At 37.3% G+C, this 22,082-nt stretch carries 11 protein-coding genes and 2 pseudogenes; 3 read left to right on the top strand and 10 right to left on the bottom strand.

What is annotated here, in order from left to right:
• The first annotated feature begins 181 nt into the window (after positions 1-181).
• The 3 genes from ACE1B6_RS27665 (at position 182) to ACE1B6_RS27655 (ending at position 7,895) form a co-directional block, all read left to right on the top strand.
• Complete coding sequence (locus ACE1B6_RS27665) at positions 182-5,569, top strand: tetratricopeptide repeat protein (protein ID WP_413260520.1); 5,388 nt, start codon at positions 182-184, stop codon at positions 5,567-5,569.
• Positions 5,570-6,020: 451 nt separating this feature from the next.
• Complete coding sequence (locus ACE1B6_RS27660; RefSeq protein WP_413260519.1) at positions 6,021-7,187, top strand: pyridoxal phosphate-dependent aminotransferase; 1,167 nt, start codon at positions 6,021-6,023, stop codon at positions 7,185-7,187.
• A gap of 144 nt (positions 7,188-7,331) precedes the next feature.
• Positions 7,332-7,895, top strand: a complete 564-nt coding sequence (locus ACE1B6_RS27655; RefSeq protein WP_413260518.1) for a Uma2 family endonuclease — start codon at positions 7,332-7,334, stop codon at positions 7,893-7,895.
• Between the two features lie 45 nt (positions 7,896-7,940).
• On the opposite strand, the pseudogene ACE1B6_RS27650 reads toward ACE1B6_RS27655, so the two are convergent.
• The 10 genes and pseudogenes from ACE1B6_RS27650 to ACE1B6_RS27605 all read right to left on the bottom strand — a co-directional run.
• Positions 7,941-8,447, bottom strand: a pseudogene (locus tag ACE1B6_RS27650) (Uma2 family endonuclease); the annotation flags it as partial.
• 130 nt (positions 8,448-8,577) lie between these two features.
• A complete protein-coding gene (locus tag ACE1B6_RS27645) occupies positions 8,578-8,952 on the bottom strand; it encodes a hypothetical protein (protein WP_413260517.1) in 375 nt (124 codons plus the stop codon).
• Positions 8,953-9,447: 495 nt separating this feature from the next.
• Positions 9,448-11,940 carry a GAF domain-containing protein gene (locus ACE1B6_RS27640; RefSeq protein ID WP_413260516.1) on the bottom strand — a complete coding sequence of 831 codons (2,493 nt, stop codon included), beginning with the start codon at positions 11,938-11,940 and terminating at the stop codon, positions 9,448-9,450.
• Between the two features lie 215 nt (positions 11,941-12,155).
• Positions 12,156-12,548: a response regulator gene (locus tag ACE1B6_RS27635; protein ID WP_413260515.1), complete on the bottom strand. Its 393-nt coding sequence runs from the start codon at positions 12,546-12,548 to the stop codon at positions 12,156-12,158.
• A 252-nt stretch (positions 12,549-12,800) separates the two neighbouring features.
• Positions 12,801-13,184, bottom strand: a complete 384-nt coding sequence (locus ACE1B6_RS27630) for a response regulator (protein ID WP_413260514.1) — start codon at positions 13,182-13,184, stop codon at positions 12,801-12,803.
• A 6-nt stretch (positions 13,185-13,190) separates the two neighbouring features.
• Positions 13,191-17,312, bottom strand: coding sequence for a PAS domain S-box protein (locus ACE1B6_RS27625; RefSeq protein ID WP_413260513.1), 4,122 nt, complete (start codon positions 17,310-17,312; stop codon positions 13,191-13,193).
• 35 nt (positions 17,313-17,347) lie between these two features.
• Positions 17,348-19,291 (bottom strand): response regulator, encoded by a 1,944-nt coding sequence (locus ACE1B6_RS27620; protein WP_413260512.1) that lies wholly within the window; start codon positions 19,289-19,291, stop codon positions 17,348-17,350.
• 100 nt (positions 19,292-19,391) lie between these two features.
• Positions 19,392-19,652 carry a DUF1830 domain-containing protein gene (locus ACE1B6_RS27615; RefSeq protein WP_413260511.1) on the bottom strand — a complete coding sequence of 87 codons (261 nt, stop codon included), beginning with the start codon at positions 19,650-19,652 and terminating at the stop codon, positions 19,392-19,394.
• Between the two features lie 215 nt (positions 19,653-19,867).
• Positions 19,868-21,160, bottom strand: a complete 1,293-nt coding sequence (locus ACE1B6_RS27610) for a HAMP domain-containing sensor histidine kinase (protein WP_413260510.1) — start codon at positions 21,158-21,160, stop codon at positions 19,868-19,870.
• A gap of 264 nt (positions 21,161-21,424) precedes the next feature.
• Positions 21,425-21,778, bottom strand: a pseudogene (locus tag ACE1B6_RS27605) (response regulator transcription factor); the annotation flags it as partial.
• Between the last annotated feature and the right edge of the window lie 304 nt (positions 21,779-22,082).

The raw sequence follows: 22,082 nt of genomic DNA, 5'->3' as shown, positions 1-22,082 counted from the left end.
CGCTTTTTCCCCAACCATTCGGACAGGAGCTTATCACAGTTTTATTCAAAATTCATCTGTACAATTTTGGCTAAAATATGTGTTAAAGATAGCTTTTAATTAGATAGTGTATAAGTGTTGCCAGTCCAGAAATATTTAAATTAAAGTAATAATAATTTATTCAATTCTGGAGAAAATACAAATGCGTAAAGGGAAGCTATGGGGAAGGAAACCGCCAAATAAGTTAATTCTAGGGTTATCTTGCTTAGCTACTGTTGTAGTGATTGAGCAGTTTTCGATTAATCAGGGTAAGTTAATTCTAAAATCTGCTTTAATGGCGCAAACAGCTACTAATACAAAAGCAGAAGCCGATCGACTCTTGCAGCAAGGAAATCAACAATATAAAACTAGTCAATTTCCAACTGCTTTACAGTCTTTTGAACAAGCATTAAATATTTATCGACAAATAGGCGATCGCCAAAACGAAGCAAAAACCCTAATAAAAATTGGTGATACTTACTTAGATTACATCGAATTTAAACGTTACTACCAACAGATTAAGAAAGCGGAAGAATTCAAGCCGTATTTGGAGGTTATTAAATATTACGAACAAGCTTTAACTATTATGCGCGAAATTGGCGATCGCAAAGGTGAGGCTTGGAGTCTTAACGGCATTGCTATGACTAACGGCGCATTAGATAAGGAAGAAGAAGCTCTGAAATTTTACGAGCAAGCTTTAACAATTATGCGTGAGGTTAAGGATAAAATTGGAGAAGCAACAGTTTTATTTAATATTGGTAAAGATTACGATTGGGGATTCGATCGCCAAAGAGATTCTAGACCAATTTCAATTGATTTTTATGAACAAGCTTTAGGGATTGTGCGGGAGATTGGCGATTCCGCTTCGGCGGATCGCTTTGCGAATCGACCTTTAGAAGCGAAAATCCTTTATACGATCGCATTTACTTATGAAAATAAAGGGCAAGAAAAGCCGGAAGTTGCTTTAGAATATTATAAACAAGCTTTACCAATTGCGCGAGAATTGGGCGATCGAATTCTGGAAGAAAAAGTCCTTAATAATATGGGCTATACTTACCGTAGCTTAGGTTATTCGCAAATTGCCCAAGAGCATCAAGAGCAAGCTTTAGCAATTAGACAAGGGATGAATATTCATGTTGCATGGCCTACAGATATTATAAAAAAAGCAATTCTGATTACTTACAATACACCAAAAAAAAGACCCACTTTAATAACTTTTTTGGAAGGAGAAGCCCTAATTCATTACAGAAATGGTGAAGCTCACGCATTCAAACGACGATACCAAACTGCTTTAGAATCTTATCAGCAAGCTTTGGCAATTGTGCGCCAACAAAATAATCGACCTTGGGAATGGGTAATCCTCAATCAAATGGGGACTATTTACGAAACTTTGGGACAAAGTTCAGCAGCTTTAGACAGTTACAAACAAAGCTTGAAAATTAGAAGAGAGGTAGAGGAAATTGCGGCCAAAGAGCCAATTCCTCACACTATTCGCGTAGCTTACGGCACTAATATTAATATCGATCGAGAAGGGATAAAATTAGAAGATGGAATTGCTAATGGGTTGATTAAAATAGGAGAAGGAGAGCCAATTAATACTCCAATTACTATTTTTGAACCTCTGAAGACTCCTGAAGAAATTGCTGCTATGGAGAAACGAGGAAGACGACTAGAATTAGTAGTAGGAATAGCTAGAAAGAAACAAGGCTGGCAAGGCTCTTCAAACAATAAAGAAGAAGATACTCTCACTAATATGGGGGATATTTATAAAACTCTAGGACAATACCAAGCTGCCTTGAATTCCTATCAGGAAGCTAGTAAAATTATTCGCTCAGAAATGGCAAGCAATGAAAGCGAAGAAGCTCGTTGGCGAAGAGTAACAGATGGGGGAACTTACTATCAGCAGGAACAGAGAATTTTTAGAAGTATGGGAGCAGTTTATACAGCTTTGGGAGAACATAAAGCTGCTTTGGAATCTTATCAGAAAGCTTTGGCAATTTCCCAACAGGAAAACAGCAGTAATAATCTTCGTATTCAAATACCAATTTTGCTGATTCAGATCGGGAAAAGTTACGAAAACTTAGGGCAGTATCAAGCTGCTTTAGAAGTTTATCAGAAAGCTTTAGCGATCGCCCAAGATCCCAAAAACAAAGGAAACTATTTAACTCAAGAACATTTAATCCGTCAGTGGGGAAAAGAAGAATATTTTCGTCGGCTGAGAATACCTTATGAAAAGCCCGATCGAGAAGCAATTCTTAACAGTATTGGCGCAGTTTATGAAAAGTTAGGTCAAACTCAAAAGGCGCAGGAATATCGCCAGCAAGCTTTGGCATTGCAAAAGGAAATTAGCGATCGCACTGAGGAAGATATCACTGCTCAAAAGGCAATTCTCATTACGGAATTTGGCAGAGATGAAACAAAAAAAGCGATCGTGCAAATCAACAGGCTAGAAGGTGAAGCAGTCGTTCTCTTTGCCGCAGGAAATAGTTACTTTAGACAAGGACAATACCTCAAAGCACAATATCAACTCGCTTTAGAATCTTATCAGAAAGCTTTGGCAATTGTTCGCCAACAAAACAATCGCCCTTGGGAAAGAGTGATTCTCATTCAGATGGGATTAGTTTACGAAAATTTAGCACAAAATCAAGCGGCTCTAGAGCAATATCAGCAAGCTTTAGCAATTAGTCAAGAGGTGGAAAGTTCTGCTGAAAAAGTGACTCTTATTAGTAAACTCCCTTTGAGTGGATCTGTCAATTTTGACGAGGTAAAAATTGGTTTCGAGTCGGGTAAAGTTACTACTTTTAAACCGGAAGGAGGAGTAATTTTCTTTGCTCAAACGCGAGAAAAATTACAAGCCGATCGACTCTTGAAAGAAGGTATAACACAATATGTAAACGGGAAGTATGAAAGAGCATTGAAAACCTTTGAGGCAGCTTTATCGATTTATCAAAAGTTAGAAGATAAACCGGGAGTGGCGAAAAGTCTCTTTGAAATTGGGGAAGTTTATGAGAAGAGAGAAGAAGATGAACAAGCGTTAAATTACTATCAGCAAGCTTTAGAACTTTATCGGGAATTGGGCGATCGATCGGGAGAAAAAACCAGCCTTAACTTAATGAGTGGAATTTACTATAAGCAAGGTATTCAGTTTGCCAATCGAGGTCAATATCGAGAATCTTTAAAAAGATTGGAGCAAGTTTTAGAGATTGCCCAAAAACTTGGTCATCGGGAAACGGAGTTAAGAACTTTCCTCTGGATGGCAAGAGTTTACAGCAGTTTGGGAGAATATAAATTAGCTTTAGATTACTATCAGAAAGCTTTACCAATTCAACAGGAAATTTTAGGGCATTGGGAAGGAATTGAGTCTAACATTGGGCGGATTTATGAGGTATTAGGACAATACGAATTAGCTTTAAAGTCTTATGAAGATGCTTTAAAAACTGCCAGAAGACCCACATTACTTACCTTTGATGGTATGGTTGGGGATATTGCTGGTGAGGTGAATGCGCTAAATGCGATCGGCAATATTCACTACAGATTAGGCAGATATGAATCAGCTTTGAATTACCATCAACAAGCATTAACAGTCCTGAAAAAAGTTAAGAACCAAAATACCCAAAAACTTCTGGAAGCAACAACATATAATAGTATTGGAATTGTTTACTTGAAGCAAGGAAAATACCAATTAGCATTAGACTTTTTGCAGCCAGCTTTAGCTATTTATCAGCAATTCAATAGGAGGCGTGCAGAAGGGGTAACTCTTCACGCGATCGGAAAACTTTACTTTGAGCAAGGACAATACGAATTAGCTGGGAATTACTTACAGAGAAGTTTAGTAATTGCTCAAGAAATTGGTAATAAAGAAGGTGAAGGACACACGCTTAGTACGATCGCATATTTACTAGAAAAACAGAATCAGCCAGAATTAGCGATCGTCTTTTTTAAAGAATCAGTTAATGCCAGAGAAACGATTCGGAAAAATATTAAGGAACTTCCCAAAGAACATCAACAATCTTACATCGAAACTATTGCTCAAGATTATCGCAAACTAGCCGATCTCTTCTTACAAAAAGACCGAATTTTAGAAGCGCACCAAGTTTTAGATTTACTAAAATTGCAAGAATTAGATAATTATCTTCGCAACGTGCGCGGAAATGAAAAAACTGCCAGAGGAATTTCTCATACACCGCAAGAACAAAAAGTAAAAGAGGGGTATGATGCGATCGTCAACAAAGGAATTAAACTAGGTAAAGAACTTACTGAATTACAAAAAATTCCGGTTGATAAAAGAACCCCTGCTCAACAACAGCGAATTATAGAATTGCGAAAAGTTGAACAAGAAATTACTAAAGAATTTACCGAATTTCTGAAAAGTCCAACGGTGAAAGCATTGGTAGGAGAACTGCGCCAAGTCACAGGCGGCGAAAATCTCAACCTGAAAGATTTCAACAGTTTAAGAGACAATTTGCAACGGCTACAACAAAGTGCAGTAGTTCTTTATCCGTTCATTTTAGACGATCGCCTAGAACTGATTTTAGTTACACCTTACTCGCCACCAATTCGCCGCACTGTAACTGTCAAACGGGAAGAACTAAATCGAGCAATTGCCGAGTTTCACCAAAGTTTAAAACAACCTAAAAGCAATGTAACTCCGGTAGCTAATAAATTGTATAATTGGTTAATTAAACCGATCGAAAATGACTTAGCCGAAGCGAAAACGCAAACTATTATTTATGCCCCAGATGGACAATTGCGTTATATTCCTTTAGCCGCTTTGCATGACGGAAAACAATGGTTAGTACAACGCTTCGGAATTAATTATATTACTGCGGCTAGTTTGACTGATTTCAACACGAAACCTCAAGGGAAAATGCAAATTTTTGCAGGTGCTTTTAGCGAAGGAAACTATAGCTTTAAAGTTGGCGAGCAAGAATTTGAATTTTCTGGCTTACCTTTTGCAGGTAAAGAAGTAGAAAATCTGGCGGCGACTATTCCCGGAACTACTAAGTTTTTGAATGGGCAATTTAATCGGGATTCAGTTTTAATGATGAATGATTTTTCGGTGGTACATTTGGCGACTCATGCCGCTTTTGTAGTCGGAAATCCAGAAGATTCATTTATTATGTTTGGCAATGGCGATCGCGCCACCCTCCGCGATGTAGAATCTTGGTCATTACCGAAAGTAGACTTAATCGTGCTCAGTGCGTGCGAAACAGGTGTAGGCGGAAAATTGGGAAATGGAGAAGAAATCCTTGGTTTTGGCTTCCAAATGCAACGCACAGGCGCGAGAGCCGCAATAGCGTCACTTTGGCCCGTTTCCGACGGTGGCACGCAAGTTTTAATTAACGGCTTTTACAGCATTTTACAAAAAGGCAACATCTCCAAAGCCGAAGCCTTACGCCAAGCACAAATCGCCCTAATTACCGGAAATTATCGCGCCTTTGGTGAACAACGAGGAATTACCACCGCCCAAGCTGTTGCACAAACAGAAACCTCGAAGTTAAATCATCCCTATTACTGGGCACCGTTCATTTTAATCGGCAATGGGCTTTGAGGGATTGGGGACTGGGGATTGGGGACTGGGGATTAGGGATTTTGTTTGATTGTAGGGGCGGGTTTAGAAGACAATCCTTGATTCTCGCAAATCACCTCCCAACAAAACCCGCCCTTACCATTGCAATGGGGAAACAACCTGGGACTTGTAGGTTGTGTTTGATTGTAGGGGCGGGTTTAGAAGACAATCCTTGATTCTCGCAAATCACCCGTCCTTACAAAATTCTGTAAGGGCGGGTTTTGTTGTTAACTCTTCTGCTGTGAGTACAAACTTATTTGCTAAACCCGCCCCTACAATCAAACAACATCCCTAGTCCCCAGTACCAAGTCCCCAGTCCCCAATCCCCAGTCCCCAATCCCCAACACAAAAAGGTAAAAAGATCACAAATCCTGAGAGCGATCGTGAGTTAGTCTGAGAAACTAGAAAATTGCCGCAATGGAAACGATTAGTCATGCAGTTGGCAGCACGAGTTAGTCAAGTTACGCCTTCGATTACGTTAGCTATTTCCGCCAAAGCTAAGGCGATGAAGGCTGAGGGAATAGATGTTTGTAGTTTTAGCGCCGGGGAACCAGATTTTGACACGCCAGAACATATTAAAGCTGCTGCGAAGCAAGCGTTGGATGCTGGGAAGACGAAATATGGCCCTGCTGCTGGGGAACCTAAGCTGCGAGAAGCGATCGCAAATAAGCTAAAAACAGATAATGGTTTAGATTATAAACCGGAGAATGTAATTGTTACTAATGGCGGTAAACATTCTCTATTCAATTTGATGTTAGCTTTAATCGATCCGGGAGATGAAGTAATTATTCCCGCACCCTATTGGTTAAGCTATCCCGAAATGGTGATCTTAGCAGGTGGTGTACCTGTAATTATCCAAACTGATGGGAAAAATCAATATAAAATTACTCCCGAAGAACTCAGCGCCGCAGTTACGCCAAAAACGAAATTGTTTGTGTTGAATTCTCCTTCTAATCCTACTGGTGTTGTGTACACTCCCGCCGAAATTGAAGCATTAGCAAAGGTGGTGGTAGAGAAAGATATTTTCGTAGTTTCCGATGAAATTTACGAAAAAATCATTTATGATGATGCTCAACAAGTTAGCATTGGTTCTTTTGGGCCGGAAATTTTCCAACGTACTTTTATTAGTAATGGTTTTGCCAAAGCTTACTCAATGACTGGTTGGCGAATTGGATATTTAGCAGGAGCAGTGGAGGTAATTAAAGCTTGTAGTACAGTGCAAGGTCATAGTACTTCTAATGTTTGTACTTTTGCTCAATATGGTGCGATCGCAGCTTTAACAAATTCCCAAGATTGTGTGGAAGAAATGCGCCAAGCTTTCGCCAAACGTCGTCAAGTAATGTTGGAAAGAGTCAGCGCAATTCCAGGTTTAACTTGTCCCAAACCCGATGGTGCTTTCTATCTATTTATTGATGTTAGCAAAACGGGATTAGCTTCTTTAGAATTTTGCGATAAGTTCTTAGAATCTCATCAAGTCGCAGCGATTCCCGGTGTTGCTTTTGGTGCAGATGATTGCATTCGTTTATCTTACGCTACCGATTTGGATACTATTAATAAAGGGATGGATCGGTTAGATAAGTTTGTGCGATCGCTAATTTAATCCAGTGGTTTTTCAACCGCAAATAAACACAGATAAACATTTTATCTGTGTTTTAATTTTAAAATAAAAGTACGTTGTTGCGCTTCAGCGCAATTCCCACTGAAGTAGGAACAACAGACTCATTGAAAATTTGAGGAAATGATTATGTCTGTTCAGTTGCAAAAAAGGTTGTTTACAGTTGATGAATATTATCGAATGGCTGAGGCTGGGATTTTAGGTGAAGACGATCGAGTAGAATTGATTGCAGGAGAAATTGTTAAAATGTCGCCAATTGGTAGCCCTCATTCAGGTTGTGTAAATCGGTTAAATAGGCTTTTTTCAGTCAGGTTAGGCGATCGTGCTATATTATCTATCCAAAATCCAGTAAGATTAAATGAAAGAACAGAACCGCAACCTGATATTGCTTTGCTGATCCCTCGTACAGATTTTTATTCTCAAAGACATCCCCAACCACAGGAAGTTTTATTAATAATTGAAGTATCTGATACAACTATTGAATATGACAGAGAAGTGAAAATTCCTCTTTATGCAGCAGCGGGTATTGTGGAAGTTTGGATAGTAAGTTTAGCAGAAGAATTGATTGAAGTTTATCGTCAACCTTTGGCAAATAATTATGCAGAAATTCGGCAATTTAGGAGAGGTAAAGATGTTTCGCCTTTGAGTTTTTCTGATGTGGTTTTGAGTGTAGATGAGGTATTGGGGGGCTAGGGGGGATCTAAGTTTCAGGCAGAGATTGCGTAAGTCCTATTATTGTTAAATACCAGGCAAATTATTGGGATCGATACCCTGCGATCGCAAATAAGCAATCAGCCTTTCTTTTTCCTGGCGTTCCTGTTCAATTTTTTCTACCGCCCAAGGTAACAAATTACCATCTTTATCCCACCACCTTAACCAATATCCTGTTCTTCCTTCTTTGGTTCCTTGCCAAGTTCCTAAAAATAACCCCATTGCTTCAACCCAATGACGACCATTTTCATCAGGTTGTTGTAATTCATAACGCCGATTTTCTAGCTGATAATATTCTAGTAAACCGCCGTCTGGATCGAATATTACGTAAATGGGAATTTGCAATATCTGTTCGTAAAAAAACCATTTTCCCGGAGGATAGGTGCGTTTAAAAGAATATTCGCTACCATCTTTATCTGATAAAAATTCGATAACTATGGCTGGTACTTCGCCTTCTAAATTGGGTGTATAACTTTTGCGTTCTGCTAAAATCTCTTTCACTGATGCTACATATACCCAATCTGGTGCTTTGACACTCTCCCGTTAAGCTACGCTGTAACGGGAGATTCTTGCTTCACCGAAACCTGCTCTATAGACATCTCCAAAAAACATTGTAGAGACGTTGTATACAACGTCTCTACAATGGTTCTAAGAATATAACTTTTCACTTATTCATTGGACAATAATCTGAGCAATTAATTGCTTCTGAAGTCAGCGCAATAGCAGGATTAACCGCGCATCTCAAATAAGGATTGTTAGTAAAGTAACGACAATTTTTACAAGGAACCTGTTCCAGATTTTTAATGATAGAAATTTTATGTTTAGCAAACTTTAATAGATCGGTAGAGACAATCAGATACATCAACCAAAAAGTGAAGAATGTCGTAGGGATTATATATAATGAGCTAGCAGAAATATCGGAAAAATCGGGTTTATTTACATAAGGTTCTGAGCGAACCGATTGAACTTCACTTATCCTGGTTGTAGCTGAAGCCATTTGTTCGGAAGTAGAGAAATTAAGAGACTTTCCAACTGACATTTTGTTTACCTCTGTTACTAAAAGTTGTTACCAAACCTTAAGGTTAACGGAATTCTGGTAATTATTTTATGCAACTACTTTTTGTGGAGAATGTCTCAACTTTGCTACATCTCCCCGAAAGCTAGTATTAAATTTGAACCCATTATCTGTTTAACAAAAATTTCTATTTTTTTTCACCTGCCTTAAGGACTAAGTAAGAAGTATATACTACATATTTTTGTTTTGATGAACTTTTGTAGCGATGAAGCATTGGGGTCAAAGTTTATGGCGGAAAACCTAGATTTTTTGCCCAAATACTTCGATCGTACTATAGGAAAACTACGACTTTATGCGGAAAATTTCTCGATCTCCCCAAAGAAAATAAAAAAAATCATTCTTCTGGGAGATGTATTACATCTTAATTGTAATGATTCTATTTATAGCTGAGTTCCTCACCTTTGTAATGTTTAGTCAAGTTACCCAGTAAACGATCGATCGAAGTAGAATTAAGGGACTTCAGCTAGCAATCGCTTCAGAAAGGTAGCTGTTTTTCGGAAGTCTAGCAACTAAAGGAAATGACAGCAAAAATGTTGTTTGTAGTTCTCCATTATTATTACCTAACTCAATAGTTCCTCCTAAATGTTCTATGAGTTTTTTTACTAAAGCTAAACCTAGTCCTGTACCTCCTTGTTTCCAAGGATCTTTGCTAGGAATTCGATAAAATTTGTCGAAGATTCTCTCTTTTTCGATTAAGGGGATTTCTACTCCGGTATTGCTGATGCTGATTTGTAATTTGTCTTTAAGTGCTTTAGCGGTAACTGTAATTGTTTCCCCTGGAGGAGTATATTTGCAAGCATTATTAAGTAATTCTATAAAAATTCTTTCTAAAAAGTTGGTATCTGTTGTTACAGCGGGTAAATTCTCTGGAATATTAATGTAGAGTTTTTGTTGTTGCTGAGAAATTGTTTCATTGAATATTTCTGCAATATGGGGAATTAATGCTTGTAGCTGAATTGTATTTAAAAATAAAGGTTCTGTGTCAGCACTGATTTGTGTTAATATTAAGAGGTCGTCAATTAAATTCATTTCTCTTTGACTTTCCTCTTTGATGATTTGCAAATAACGATTTATTTCCTGAGATCGATCGCACAAGTTTTCAGGTTTTGCTAATGCAATTTTTAGGATTTGAGCAATCATCTTAATGTTAGATACAGGTGTACGTAGTTCATGGGAAATTGTACTTAAAAAATCGTCTTTTAGTTGGTTTAATTTTTCTAGTTCTGCTACTTGTTTTTGCGCTGCTTGATACAAGTGAGATTGACGTAAGGCGATCGCGCATTGATTTGCTACCTGTTGCACCAGTCGGAGTTCCAAACCACTAAAACTGGACAATTCCGGCTTGAATAGCCTAATGTCACCTAATACGCCTCGATCGTCAACAATTGGACAAGCTAGAATTGCATAACTTTTGGTTTCACCGCTAGTTTTTAAATAGCAAAAAGCAAAATGTTGACCGGATAAAAGTTGTTGATAAATTGTTGATTCTTCTCTCGAATTTATGTTTTTTATTTGATGCAGACAGCTACTATTACTAATGGATTGATAGCGAATGGTAGCCGTTGTTTGATCTAAATTATACAAATTTGTCTCACAACAGTTAACTTCCAATGCTTTCGCTAATTCCTCAACTGCTTGTTGTAAAATTTGACTTTCATCAAAAGAGTCACGTACTTTATCAGTAATACGTTTAAGTGTTGCTTCAAAAGTCAAAGCTTGTTGAAACTCTAAAGTTCTGGCTTGTACTTGACGCTCTAAGTTAGCATTTAATTGTTGTAATTCGTAATGCAATTCCGATTGGTGAATTGCCACTTCTAATTGATTTTTGAGACGTTGCAGTAAGCTAATTTCTTGAGGTTTCCATTGTCTTTTAGCCTGACAGCTATGAGCGATCAACCAACCCCAAATATGTTTGTTTTGCCAAATAGGAATTGTCAATTGTGCTTGAACATCAAAGGGATGTAACAGGTTTTGATTAATATCATTAACCTGATTTAAGCGATTTTCGGGGACTTGATAATCAGTTGGTTGCTGATATTGATTGTTCTTAATTTTCCAGCCTAAAAGAGACTGACAATTGGGAGAGCGAGATTCTACAATTACTTCAGCACTCGAATTTTGCAAACTAATGCGAGAAATCATTACCCGATCGCAATTGAGAAACTTCTGAATTTCTGTTACTGTAGTTCCGAGAATTTCTTTCAAGTTTAAAGATTGGCGAATATGCTGCACTATAATATCCAGTAATCGTTCTTGTTCATATTGCAACTTCACAACGTTTACTGCTTGTTTTTCTTCAGTAATATCAACTGCTATTCCTCCGACTAAACTCCGATCTCTAGTTTTAATTAAGGGAAATTTATATACTAACAATTCAGCACAGCTACCATCTGAACGGTAAGTTAATTCATTAGTTTGGAGAACTTTTTTGGTACTAATAACTTCGCGGATATTTTCTAAGTGTGCTTTGGCTAGTGCTTTTGGATGTAATTCAGCGATGTTTCTGCCAATTATTTGTTCTAATTCTTTGCCGAACCACTGGGCTAAATTTTTATTAGAGTAAACTACCTGACCGTTTTCATTAGTAATCCAAGCTAGCAATGGGCCGTTATCCATAAAAGCTTGGAAGCGACTTTCACTTTCTTGTAATGCTTGTCTTACTTTTCTGCGAAAAGCTTTCCTAATTTTTATTTGACTTTTATTAGAAAATTTATTTTGGGATAAATTTGGCGTAAATTTACGATATTCCTGAAGCCACCACCAAGTAGTTACTAAGAAAAAAACGATGAAACCAGAACTAAAAATTGTGTTATAACCGATCCCAAAATAACTAAAGTTACACTTATTTTGATTAATTGTTGCATCCAACTGTCCACCCAAAAGGGTAAAAATTTCCATCATAATTATGATGGCGATCGCTTGTAGAGGAGTTGCGAAATCCTTTATTTTCATTTTCTTACTCCTTCAGTTCCTTACTGATGAACCCATTTGGCTTGAGTAACTACCTATCTCAAGCCTTTGCAGAAGTTTTCTGATTAATTTAACATTTAAATTAATTTTCCGTATTTTAGTAACTTTCGTCAATGATTAATCGCAACTAACTAGAAGAAATCAGATTTTTTGTTACAAAAATTTAATCATTGTAGCACCTAGAAATGATGGCTTCTTTAATCTTCTCTAGTCCAACCAAGAGTTTCAGTGATTTTCGTTACTAGTGTAATTGGGTCGAAAGGTTTAGCTATTGCTCCTACTGCTCCGACCTGGAGGAATTTAGCTCTTTCTGTTAAACTTGGCTCTATAGTTAAAAATATTACAGGTATTGACTTAGTTGCTGGATTCGATCGCAAAATTTTCAAAAAAGCGACACCATTAATCTGCGGCATTCTTGCCTCCAAAAGGATAGCATCAGGCTGTTCTAACTCCGCCATGCGTAAGCCTTCTGAACTTGATGCTGCTAATATAACATCCCATCCTGCCATAGTTTTTAAGCAAGTTTGTACGATCTTTTGGTGATAGGGTTCTCTATCAACAATCAGAATTCGTTTAGTTTTAGTAACCACGATTTTTTATCCTTAAACATCGCATCTAGTTAAATTAGCCAAACAAGCTGCCACCCGAAAGCAAGCAACTAGAAAAACAAATTTTTATCTTAAGTTGTTAAATAAATTTGATTTTTAATTTCTAGGAATAACACCCCCTTAAAAAAGGGGGGGTTAAAGGGGTTTGTTGAGGTTAGCTTTCGCTAACCCTCTACGTTGTGTACTCTCCATAAATTAGAGTAAGAAAAAAAAATAAGGAAATTATGAGGTTTACTAGTCTTCTTGCCAACCTAGAGTTTGGGCAACCTGGCTAGCCAATTTCAGAGGATCGAAGGGTTTGCCAATTACGCCAGCAATTTTCAGTTGAGCGTATTGATTCTGATTTGCAGATTGGACTTTAGCAGTAAGTAGAATAACGGGAATTTCCGCAGTATTCGGGTTAGCTTGTAATTCCCTAAGTACTGCCATACCATCCATGTCTGGCATCATTAAATCTAACAGAATCGCATCAGGTTTTTCAGTTTCAGCTTTGCTTAGTCCTTCCCGGCCTGATTCCGCAGTTAATACTTTCCAACCACCTAACTTTTGTAAGCACATTTGAATTACAGAACTCAGGCGTTTTTCATCATCAATTAATAGGATATATTTGCTTGTCATATTTTTCTACTCCCAAGGTATTGGTAGAGTGAAATAAAAAGTACTGCCTTCTCCTAAAACGCTTTCTACCCATATTCTGCCACCATGTTGCTGCACGATATTGCGACAGATAGCTAATCCTAACCCTGTACCACCTTTGGTACGAGAATCAGAGGCATCAACTTGTTGAAAACGTCCAAAAATAGTTTCTAATTTTTCGGTTGGAATACCTCTGCCACAATCTTGGACTTGAAATAAAATTCTGTCTGATTGCTCTTGAGCAGAAATTGTCACGGTGCTTTCTGGAGGCGAGAATTTAATGGCATTACTGAGCAGATTAACTAAAGTTTGAATAATCCGATCGCGATCGGCCCAAATTTGGATAGAGAGTGGTTCTAGTTGAAGAGTAATTTGGTTTTCTTCGGCGAGATGTCGTAATGCTTGCACAGATTGTTGCATTAAAGTATAAGCATCACACCATTGTCGATCCAGGGTAACTTTATTTAATTCTAAACGTTCCAAATCCAAAATATCATTGACTAAACGAACTACGCGATCGGCTTCTATAGCCGCAATTTCTAACATTTGTTTTGCCGCTTCTGCATCGTCATCTAATACACCCGCAGCCACTAACCCCAAAGAGCCACGAATCGAAGCTAAAGGAGTTCGTAATTCATGGCTAACAATGGAAATAAATTCACTTTTCATTTGTTCGATCGCTCGACTGTCGGTAATATCTTCAATCGTCCCAACTTGACCAATTGTTTCCCCTGTTTCCGAAATAATTGGAGCAATTTTTGTCCGCCCAAATCTGACTGTACCATCCCGATGAAAATAGCGAATTTCTATAGCAAATTCTTGTTGTTCGGCTGTAGTTTCTCGCCATTGAGCTAGAACATTATTTAAGTCATCAGGATGAATAGATTGCATCCAACCACTACCTAAACCTTCCTCAACACTAATCCCAGAAATCGGTTGGCAACGGGGATTTGCATAAATACAATTACCCTCAGCATCAGTTTTAAAAATTCCGATTGGTGCAGATTCGCTTAAAGAACGAAATAAAGCTTCACTTTGTTGTAAAGCTACTTCGGCTCGTTTACGTTCTAGGAGTTCTTCCTGTAAAGCAATTTCTGCTTGCTGACGTTGGTTTAATTCATGTTGTAATTGTCGATTGGCTATAATTAATTCAGCGGTTCTTTGAGCAACTCTTACTTCTAATTGAGCTTTAGTGCGCTTTAATTCTTCTTCGGCTAAGACGCGATCGCTAATATCAATTGAAACCCCAATAATTCCTGTAAGTTCTCTCTGTTCATTATAAATCGGTGAATCAATAACAATACTGGGGAAAACTGTACCATCTTTTCGCTGTACCCAAAATTCACCTGACCAACTATTTCCCGATAGTAACTGAGTCATAATTTCACTAGCTTGCTGTTGTAAACTAGGTGCAGGAACAAACTCAACAATAGAATTTCCTACCGCTTCTTCTGCTGTCCAACCATACATAGTTTCCGCATAACGATTCCAATAAATAATTGTGCCTGACAAATCAGTAACAATTACTGCTTGATGTACAGCATCTAATAAACTGGCTTGAAAATGAATTTGTTGTTCTGCTTGCATTCTTGCTTCTTCCAGTTTTTTAGCAACAGTAACGTCAATTGCCGTACCTAAAATTTGCTCTGGTAAACCATCAGCAGTGCGAGAGAAAATTATATCTCTTGTATGTAACCAACGCCATTCACCATCAGCATTTCTGACCCGAAATTCATTTTCAACAATTTCTTCATCATCAGCTTGGTTTAGTCGTTCGCAGATTTCAAATATTTTTATTAGATCCTCTGGGTGAGTGACTTCAGTAAAGAAACTCGTTGCTTGTTTGATTTCTTCTGTAGAACGACCAAAAAATTTCGCGTACTGTTTATTTAAATAAACAAAGCTCTTTTGAATGGGGTCTATAATATAGAGCAAATTAGGTATTGTATCAGCAATTGTTTCAATAAAACGTTGGCTTGCTGCTAAAGCTTCTTCGGCTTGTTTGCGGTTAGTAATATCGCGTCCTACTGCTTGCAATTCAATTACTTCTCCCGCTTCATTTCTAATTGCTGCAATGTCCCATTGTAACCAACGAATACCGTTAACTGTAAAACCACGTTGCTCTTTTGTTGTCAAATGATAAGGTGGTAATTTCAACGCTTCCATGTTTGATAAAACGTCTTTTAGATCGTCAGGATGAGCAAATTGAATTAGGGATTCACCGATAAATTCTGGCATTTCAAAACCAAAGCTTTGGCAAGCAGATCGATTAGCAAAAGTTAGGTTTCCTGCTAAGTCAATACGCACAATAACATCTGTTTGTAGTTCTACTAAATTGCGGTAAAGTTCTTCACTGCGGCTTAATTCTTCTTCTGCTTGTTTGCGCTCTTGAATTTCTCGTTTTAAAAGTTGATTAGTTTCAGCAAGTTCAGCGGTTCGCTGTCCTACCCGATGTTCTAATTCATCGGAAACAGCTTGCAATTGCTGTTCTATTTCTTTACGCTCGGTGATATCAGTATCCACGGAAATCATAATCCAGCAATTAGCATTTTCATCACGCCGAGAAGTGAACACGGCTCTAATCCAACGCCAAGAATTATCTTTATGTAAAAACCGATATTCAACAGTTTGATTACATTGATTAAAGATTCCTTGAAAGCAGGGAATAATCACTGTTTGCCAATCTTCTGGTAATATTCTTGATACCCAAAGTTGTTTATCTGCTATTAATTCTTCAGCCTTGTAACCAAATACAGTTTCACAACCAGATGAATAATATTCTGCTTCCCAAGTGTAATTTTGATAAATCCGAAAACTAGAGATCGAAGCACTAGCATTGTTCAAAATATCATTCAGTTTAGCTTGAGAATTGGCTAATTCTTGTTCTAGGCGTAAGCGATCGCTAATATCAACAGCAATTCCCCCTAAAAATTTGTTACCTTTCCCGTCATATAAAGGAAACTTAATTGCCAACCAGTCGATCTTCTTGCCTAATTCATTAGGAATTGTTTCCACAAATTCAGTCGCTTTACCTGTAGCCATTACACTTAAATCATTAGCGTCAATTTCTCTAGCGACTAAGGGCGGAAATATTTCTAAACTGGTTTTTCCCAAAGGTTCTACTACTTTATTGCCATATTGTACAGTTTGGCGATTAATATAAATTAACTTACCAGTTTCATCTTTAATAAATGCTGTAAAAGGGCTATTATTCATGAAAGCTTGAAATCGGTCTTCACTTTCCCTCAATGCTTGAGTACGTTCAGCAATTTGTGTTTCTAAAGTATGATTATAGTCGGCTAAAACTTTTTCTGCTTTTTTGCGTTCGCTAATATCTTGAAATGTAATAATAGCATGAATAATATTACCTTGGTCATCAAAGATTGGTTGAGCGTGTACTTCTAAAGGAATCGCTGTGCCATTATTACGAATTTCTACATCTTCTACAGCAACAACTTCTCCCCGTAATGCTCGCATAAAGGGTAATTGTTCTGTAGGATATAATTGATTAGTTCCCGCCTGATAAATTTCATAAGTTGCCGTAAATTCATCTATTGACACATAAGGAATCAGTTGTTTACCTGTTAAATGCTTTGCAATTTGATTATGGTAAACAATACTTCCCTCAGTATCTTGTACTGATAAACCCAAGGGTAAAGCTTCTAAAAATTGGATTAATCGGCGTTCATTTTGCGATAAATCTGTATTTAAATTCATCAAATCTGCTAACAAAATCTGTAGTTGTTTTGCCATGCTATTGAAGTAGTCAGCCAAGTTTTTAATTTCTCTCACTCCAACGACTTTAATAGTTTGTTCCCAATCTCCGTTAGCTATTTTTTGGGCAGAAATTTTCAATTTTAATATTTGTTTAGTTACCCAATAAGCAATAATAAATTCTCCGGTAGTTATTGAAATTCCGGCAATAACAAAAAGCCAAATTGCTTTTTCTACATTCTGATTTACTTGGTCTAAAAAGCCGGAAAGCGGAATAACTAAAACTACAGTGAGCCAAAATGCAATTTGCAATAACAATGAAGCTATTAGCACGAAATGCAAGGATATTTGTTGATAGTATTGGAATACTTTATTGGGAAAAGTTGCCGATCGCATAATAATTAAACTGCCAAAAAAGTGAATAACAATAATTACAGCCTAAAAGACTGCCTTTTCAGTTTGCCATGATGGAACCGTTCTAATCGATTCAGGACACGAGCAATTAATTCTGGTTCTAAAATAGGTTTACTTACATAATCATCACCTCCTACAGCAAAGACTTGACGCACTGTTTCCGTATCTTGGTGAGCCGACAAAAATAGAATAGGAAGCTCGCTCCATCGCGGATCGTTTCTCACTGCTTGACAGAGATCCAATCCACTAAAACCAGGCATTTCTATATCTAGTATTAATAGATCTGGGGTTGATTCCTCTAAGATTTCCCAAAACTTTTTAGGATCTGCTAAAGTTGTTATTTGTAAACCCCAAGGTGACAACAAGAGCGAGAGATTAGCTAACATAGAACTATCATCATCAACAATTAATAATTTGGCATCTTCTCGGTTATTTTGTTGTAATATTTGAGCCAGTGATTGAAATAGTTCTTCTATAGCGATCGGCTTTTGAAAAAATGCTTTTCCTCCCAAGCGTGCTACTGCAATGCGATCGCTCAATTGGCTCCGTTGCGAAATCACTAAAATGGGAATTCCCGGACAATTACAAGTTAGTTCCGCTAAAAATCCCAGTCCATTTTCTTCATTGTTAGCTAAGCCAAGATTAAGCAGTATTATATTTGGGGATTCGGTGGCGATCGTTTCTCTAGCAGCTGCAAACCCACTGACTGCTTGCACTTGTAAATTCTTATTTTTCGCTTCTCTAATAAGTTTACTGGTTAATTCTAAATCATCATCAACCACCAATAATTTATGAGGATTATCATTAGAGGAAACTGAATTTAATGAACTTTCGGAACTAATGGTATTACTGATTATTGAGTTATTAACTTGGTGTTGAGAAATACTTTCTCTAAGTGCTTCTACTAGTTGGCGAAAGTATATAGCATCATCTAAATTATTTAGAGTTTCTCGATCTAGTAATTGTACAATATTTCTCGCAATTTCTGAGGCTTTGAGCGCACCAAAAGATCCCAAAGAACCAACAAAACGATGAGCTTGCATTCTGGTTTGTTCTTTTACTACTCTCTCCAGAGTTCCACTGCTCAATTGAGCGATCGCTTCTTCAAATAATTCTAAATCTGCTAAAAATGTCTCCTGAAAAGTATCCCATAGTTGAGCTAATCCCACCAAAACTTCACTTTCAATTAGCGACATTTGCGGTTTCATTAACTTTAACTCTTCCTGTTGACTAGGCTTTTTCTTCTTTTGTTTACCCTTAACTTTTGCTGAAGAATCTACTTTTGTTGATGCAGGTTTTAAACGATAACCAAAACCATACATAGTCTCAACTACATCATTAGTTATCCCAGCGGCTTTTAACTTTTGTCGCAGTCCCATAATTTGAGTTCTCACCGCTTCTTCACCGGGGAATTCTCCTAAAGACCAAACACGATCTAAGATTGCACTACGACTAAAAATGCGGCTAGGATTTCGCAAAAACAATTCTAGTAAACCATATTCTTTGGGAGTTAAATGAATTAATTCACCTTGGTATCTTACTTCTTGATTATGTAAATTTAGTTGTAAATTTTCCCAACTTAAAACTACAGGTGCAATTTCTCTTCCTCGCCTAAGCAAAGCGCGGATGCGAGCCAACAACTCTGGTAAATCAAAGGGTTTGACTACATAATCATCCGCACCTGCTTCTAAAGCAATCACTCGATCCCTGCTACTATCTTTCGCAGTCAGAATCAAAACCGGAATTTGATATCCCTGAGAACGAAGTTGACGACAAAAATTGATACCGTCCAAACCAGGAAGCACCAAATCCAACAGAATTAAGTCATATTCATAAGATTTGACTAAATCTAATCCTGTTTCTCCATTGTTGCTGGTGTTAACTACATAGTTTTGGTCGGTAAGTATTTTTGCCAATGTTCTGGCGGTAGCTTCATCATCCTCTATTAAGAGGATTTTCATACCAATTATACCTCTAAGAGATATTTACTATCCTGGCATAATTTTCAACCACATTGTATTCTTTTTCAGCGAAAATGTTACCTGATGTAACACAAAGTTTTTACTCTACCCGCAAGCGATCGCAGTTGATACTATCTGCCAAAATTGTCGTTACTTTAGAACTAGTATGAACTTCTAACACACCTTGGACTGGAGCTTGAAATAACAAAGCTTCTCCCGGAAAAACAACTTTCTCAAAATACCAGTTAGGGACATTTGCAATTCGCAAAATTTGTAACTTGTTAGAAGCATTTTTGTAATGACATAAAGAGAGTTGCACTGAGTCAGATCGATCGCCTGTAGCACTGTAAAAACCGAGCATGACAAAATTTCCTAGTTTAAAAAAGCATTTTCTAAAGCATCTTTACAAAGAACTTTAGAGCAGAAAAATAAGGATTTTATAAGGATTAGTGAATTCTGCTAGCCTAGAGCCACTGTTATTTACTATTGTGCTAAAAATTACTTTGCGTGCGACATTATATCATAAAAGTGCCTCAATAGTTGACTCTAAAATCTTGGACAAGATAAAATTTCAGACTAAGCTTTATAAATCGGTAACTGAATTGCAAAAGTTGCTCCTCGATCCGAGTTGCTGTTAGCAGTAATCGTCCCATTGTGCGCTTCGACAATGCGTTTTGCGATCGCCAAACCCAAACCTGTACCATTACCGGAACGAGAGCGATCGGCAGTATAAAACTGTTCAAAAATATGCGGCATATCACTTTCACTAATACCGGGTCCTTGGTCACTAATTCTGACAATAATTGTATTCGCTTCTATCTGTCCATTAATCGAAATTTCCGAGTTTGCCACAGAAAACTTAATCGCATTATCTAAAATATTTAACAAAGCTTGTAAAAGTTTTTCCGAATCACCACTTACTTTCACATCAGGTACATCTAAAGTAATTCCCACCTGATTAGATTGCGATCGTAATTCTACGGCTCTTACAGCACGTTCAATCAAAGATTTTAAGCGAAAAACATTTTTTTCTAGTTGACTTACACCCGCTTCTAATCTTCCTAAATCTAGTAAATCATGAATTAACCGAGATAACCGTTTTACCTCTTCTTGTGCAGTACTAATAAAGCGATCGCGTATTTCCGCTTCTTCATCTGCACCACTTGCTAAAGCTTCCAAAGTCACAAAAACATTACTAACCGGAGTTCGCAATTCATGAGAAACATTAGCTAAAAAAGACCGCCTTTCACTATCCAGCGAAGCCAATCTTTCACTCATGCGATTTAATTCAAATGCTAATTGTCCCAACTCATCATCTTGACGAATAGTTAATTTATCTCCAAAATGACCACCACCCATTCGCACCGCAAAATTACACATTGATTGAATTGGTCGAGCAATACTCCGCGTTAAACATTCACTAATTACAGCACAGAGTAATACTGTGACAATTAATGTGAGTAAAACTGACAAAATTAGTTTTTCAAACTGGCGCTGGAACTGTTCAATAGTAATGGACATTCGCAGCACTCCTAGTAACCGACCATTGCGAACTATTGGTTTAGCAGCATATAAGCGATCGTCCTGAGATAGAATACCCTTTGCTCTCCCTTGAACAATTTGATTTTGCAGTGCTTCCCTCACCCCAGGAAACTCCAACCAATTAGTTATTTTTTTGTCAATATCAGGCGCAGAAGTTGTTAATAACCGACCTTGCGGATCGAAGATTCTCAAAGTAATTGAATCTGGCGAACCATAACGTTTTACAATTATGTCTACCCGTTCTACATTATTTTTTTCTAATGAATCAGCCACACTTTCACTAAGAGCAGAAGTCCAGGCATCTAAATCTGATTGCCTAGTCCTCATAAAATAAGCTTGAAAAGAAAACAGAATATAACTTGCTAAAACTGATGTACCTAAAGCCGTTAATGCTAAATAAGTAGTAAATAACTTAGTATGAATTGAATTCCATTTAATTCTAATTACCTATCCACCTCCTTATTTTTTGATCATAATTTACAGATCCCGATCGCTATATAAATCAACAAATTCTGATTGAATTTTGCCTTAACTCTTGCTCCCTTGCTCCCCTGCTATAGAGTTAGCATCTTCCGTTTCTTCACCTGTACGACGACGGAGAACCGCTTTAATTCTGGCTAATAGTTCGCGAGTGCTAAACGGTTTTGTAATATAATCATCTGCACCTGCTTCTAAACCCCAAATTTTATCAATATCTTGGTCTTTAGCTGTGAGCATTACTATCGGAATATCCGAAAATGCTCTCAATCGCCAGCATACTTCCATGCCATCTATTCCTGGCAGCATTAAGTCTAACAAAATAATATCTGGTACTTCTTTATGAAATTGTTTAATTGCACTCATTCCATCACTCGCCGTCGTCACCATATAACCTTCTTTTTGTAAAGTGTAAGTGAGACTTTCTCGTAAGGCTTCTTCATCATCAACTAATAAAATATGTGGCATCATCAATTGTCTTGACTAAAGTACACAAAGCTGCTAGCTAATTTAAATTTTTTCAGCAGCAGTAACAAATTTTGAAAAACAGTTTTAAATTTTTAACTTCTATCATAGGAATAAATTAGACGCAAAACTTCTATCTAAAGAATGAAATCTACAATTTAACTAACGTTATTAATTAAATATTAAATTTTTTACTCTAACACAAAAAAAACTGAGTGAATTATGCTGCACTCAGTTTTTAACGGTTATGGCAAAGATGATGAAACATTGGAATTAGTTTAGAGGCTAGTTAACCTCTCCGTCTTTT

Source organism: Floridaenema fluviatile BLCC-F154 (genome assembly GCF_041929135.1).
Classification (GTDB): Bacteria; Cyanobacteriota; Cyanobacteriia; order Cyanobacteriales; family Aerosakkonemataceae; genus Floridanema; species Floridanema fluviatile.
This window is presented reverse-complemented; position numbering and strand designations above follow the sequence as displayed.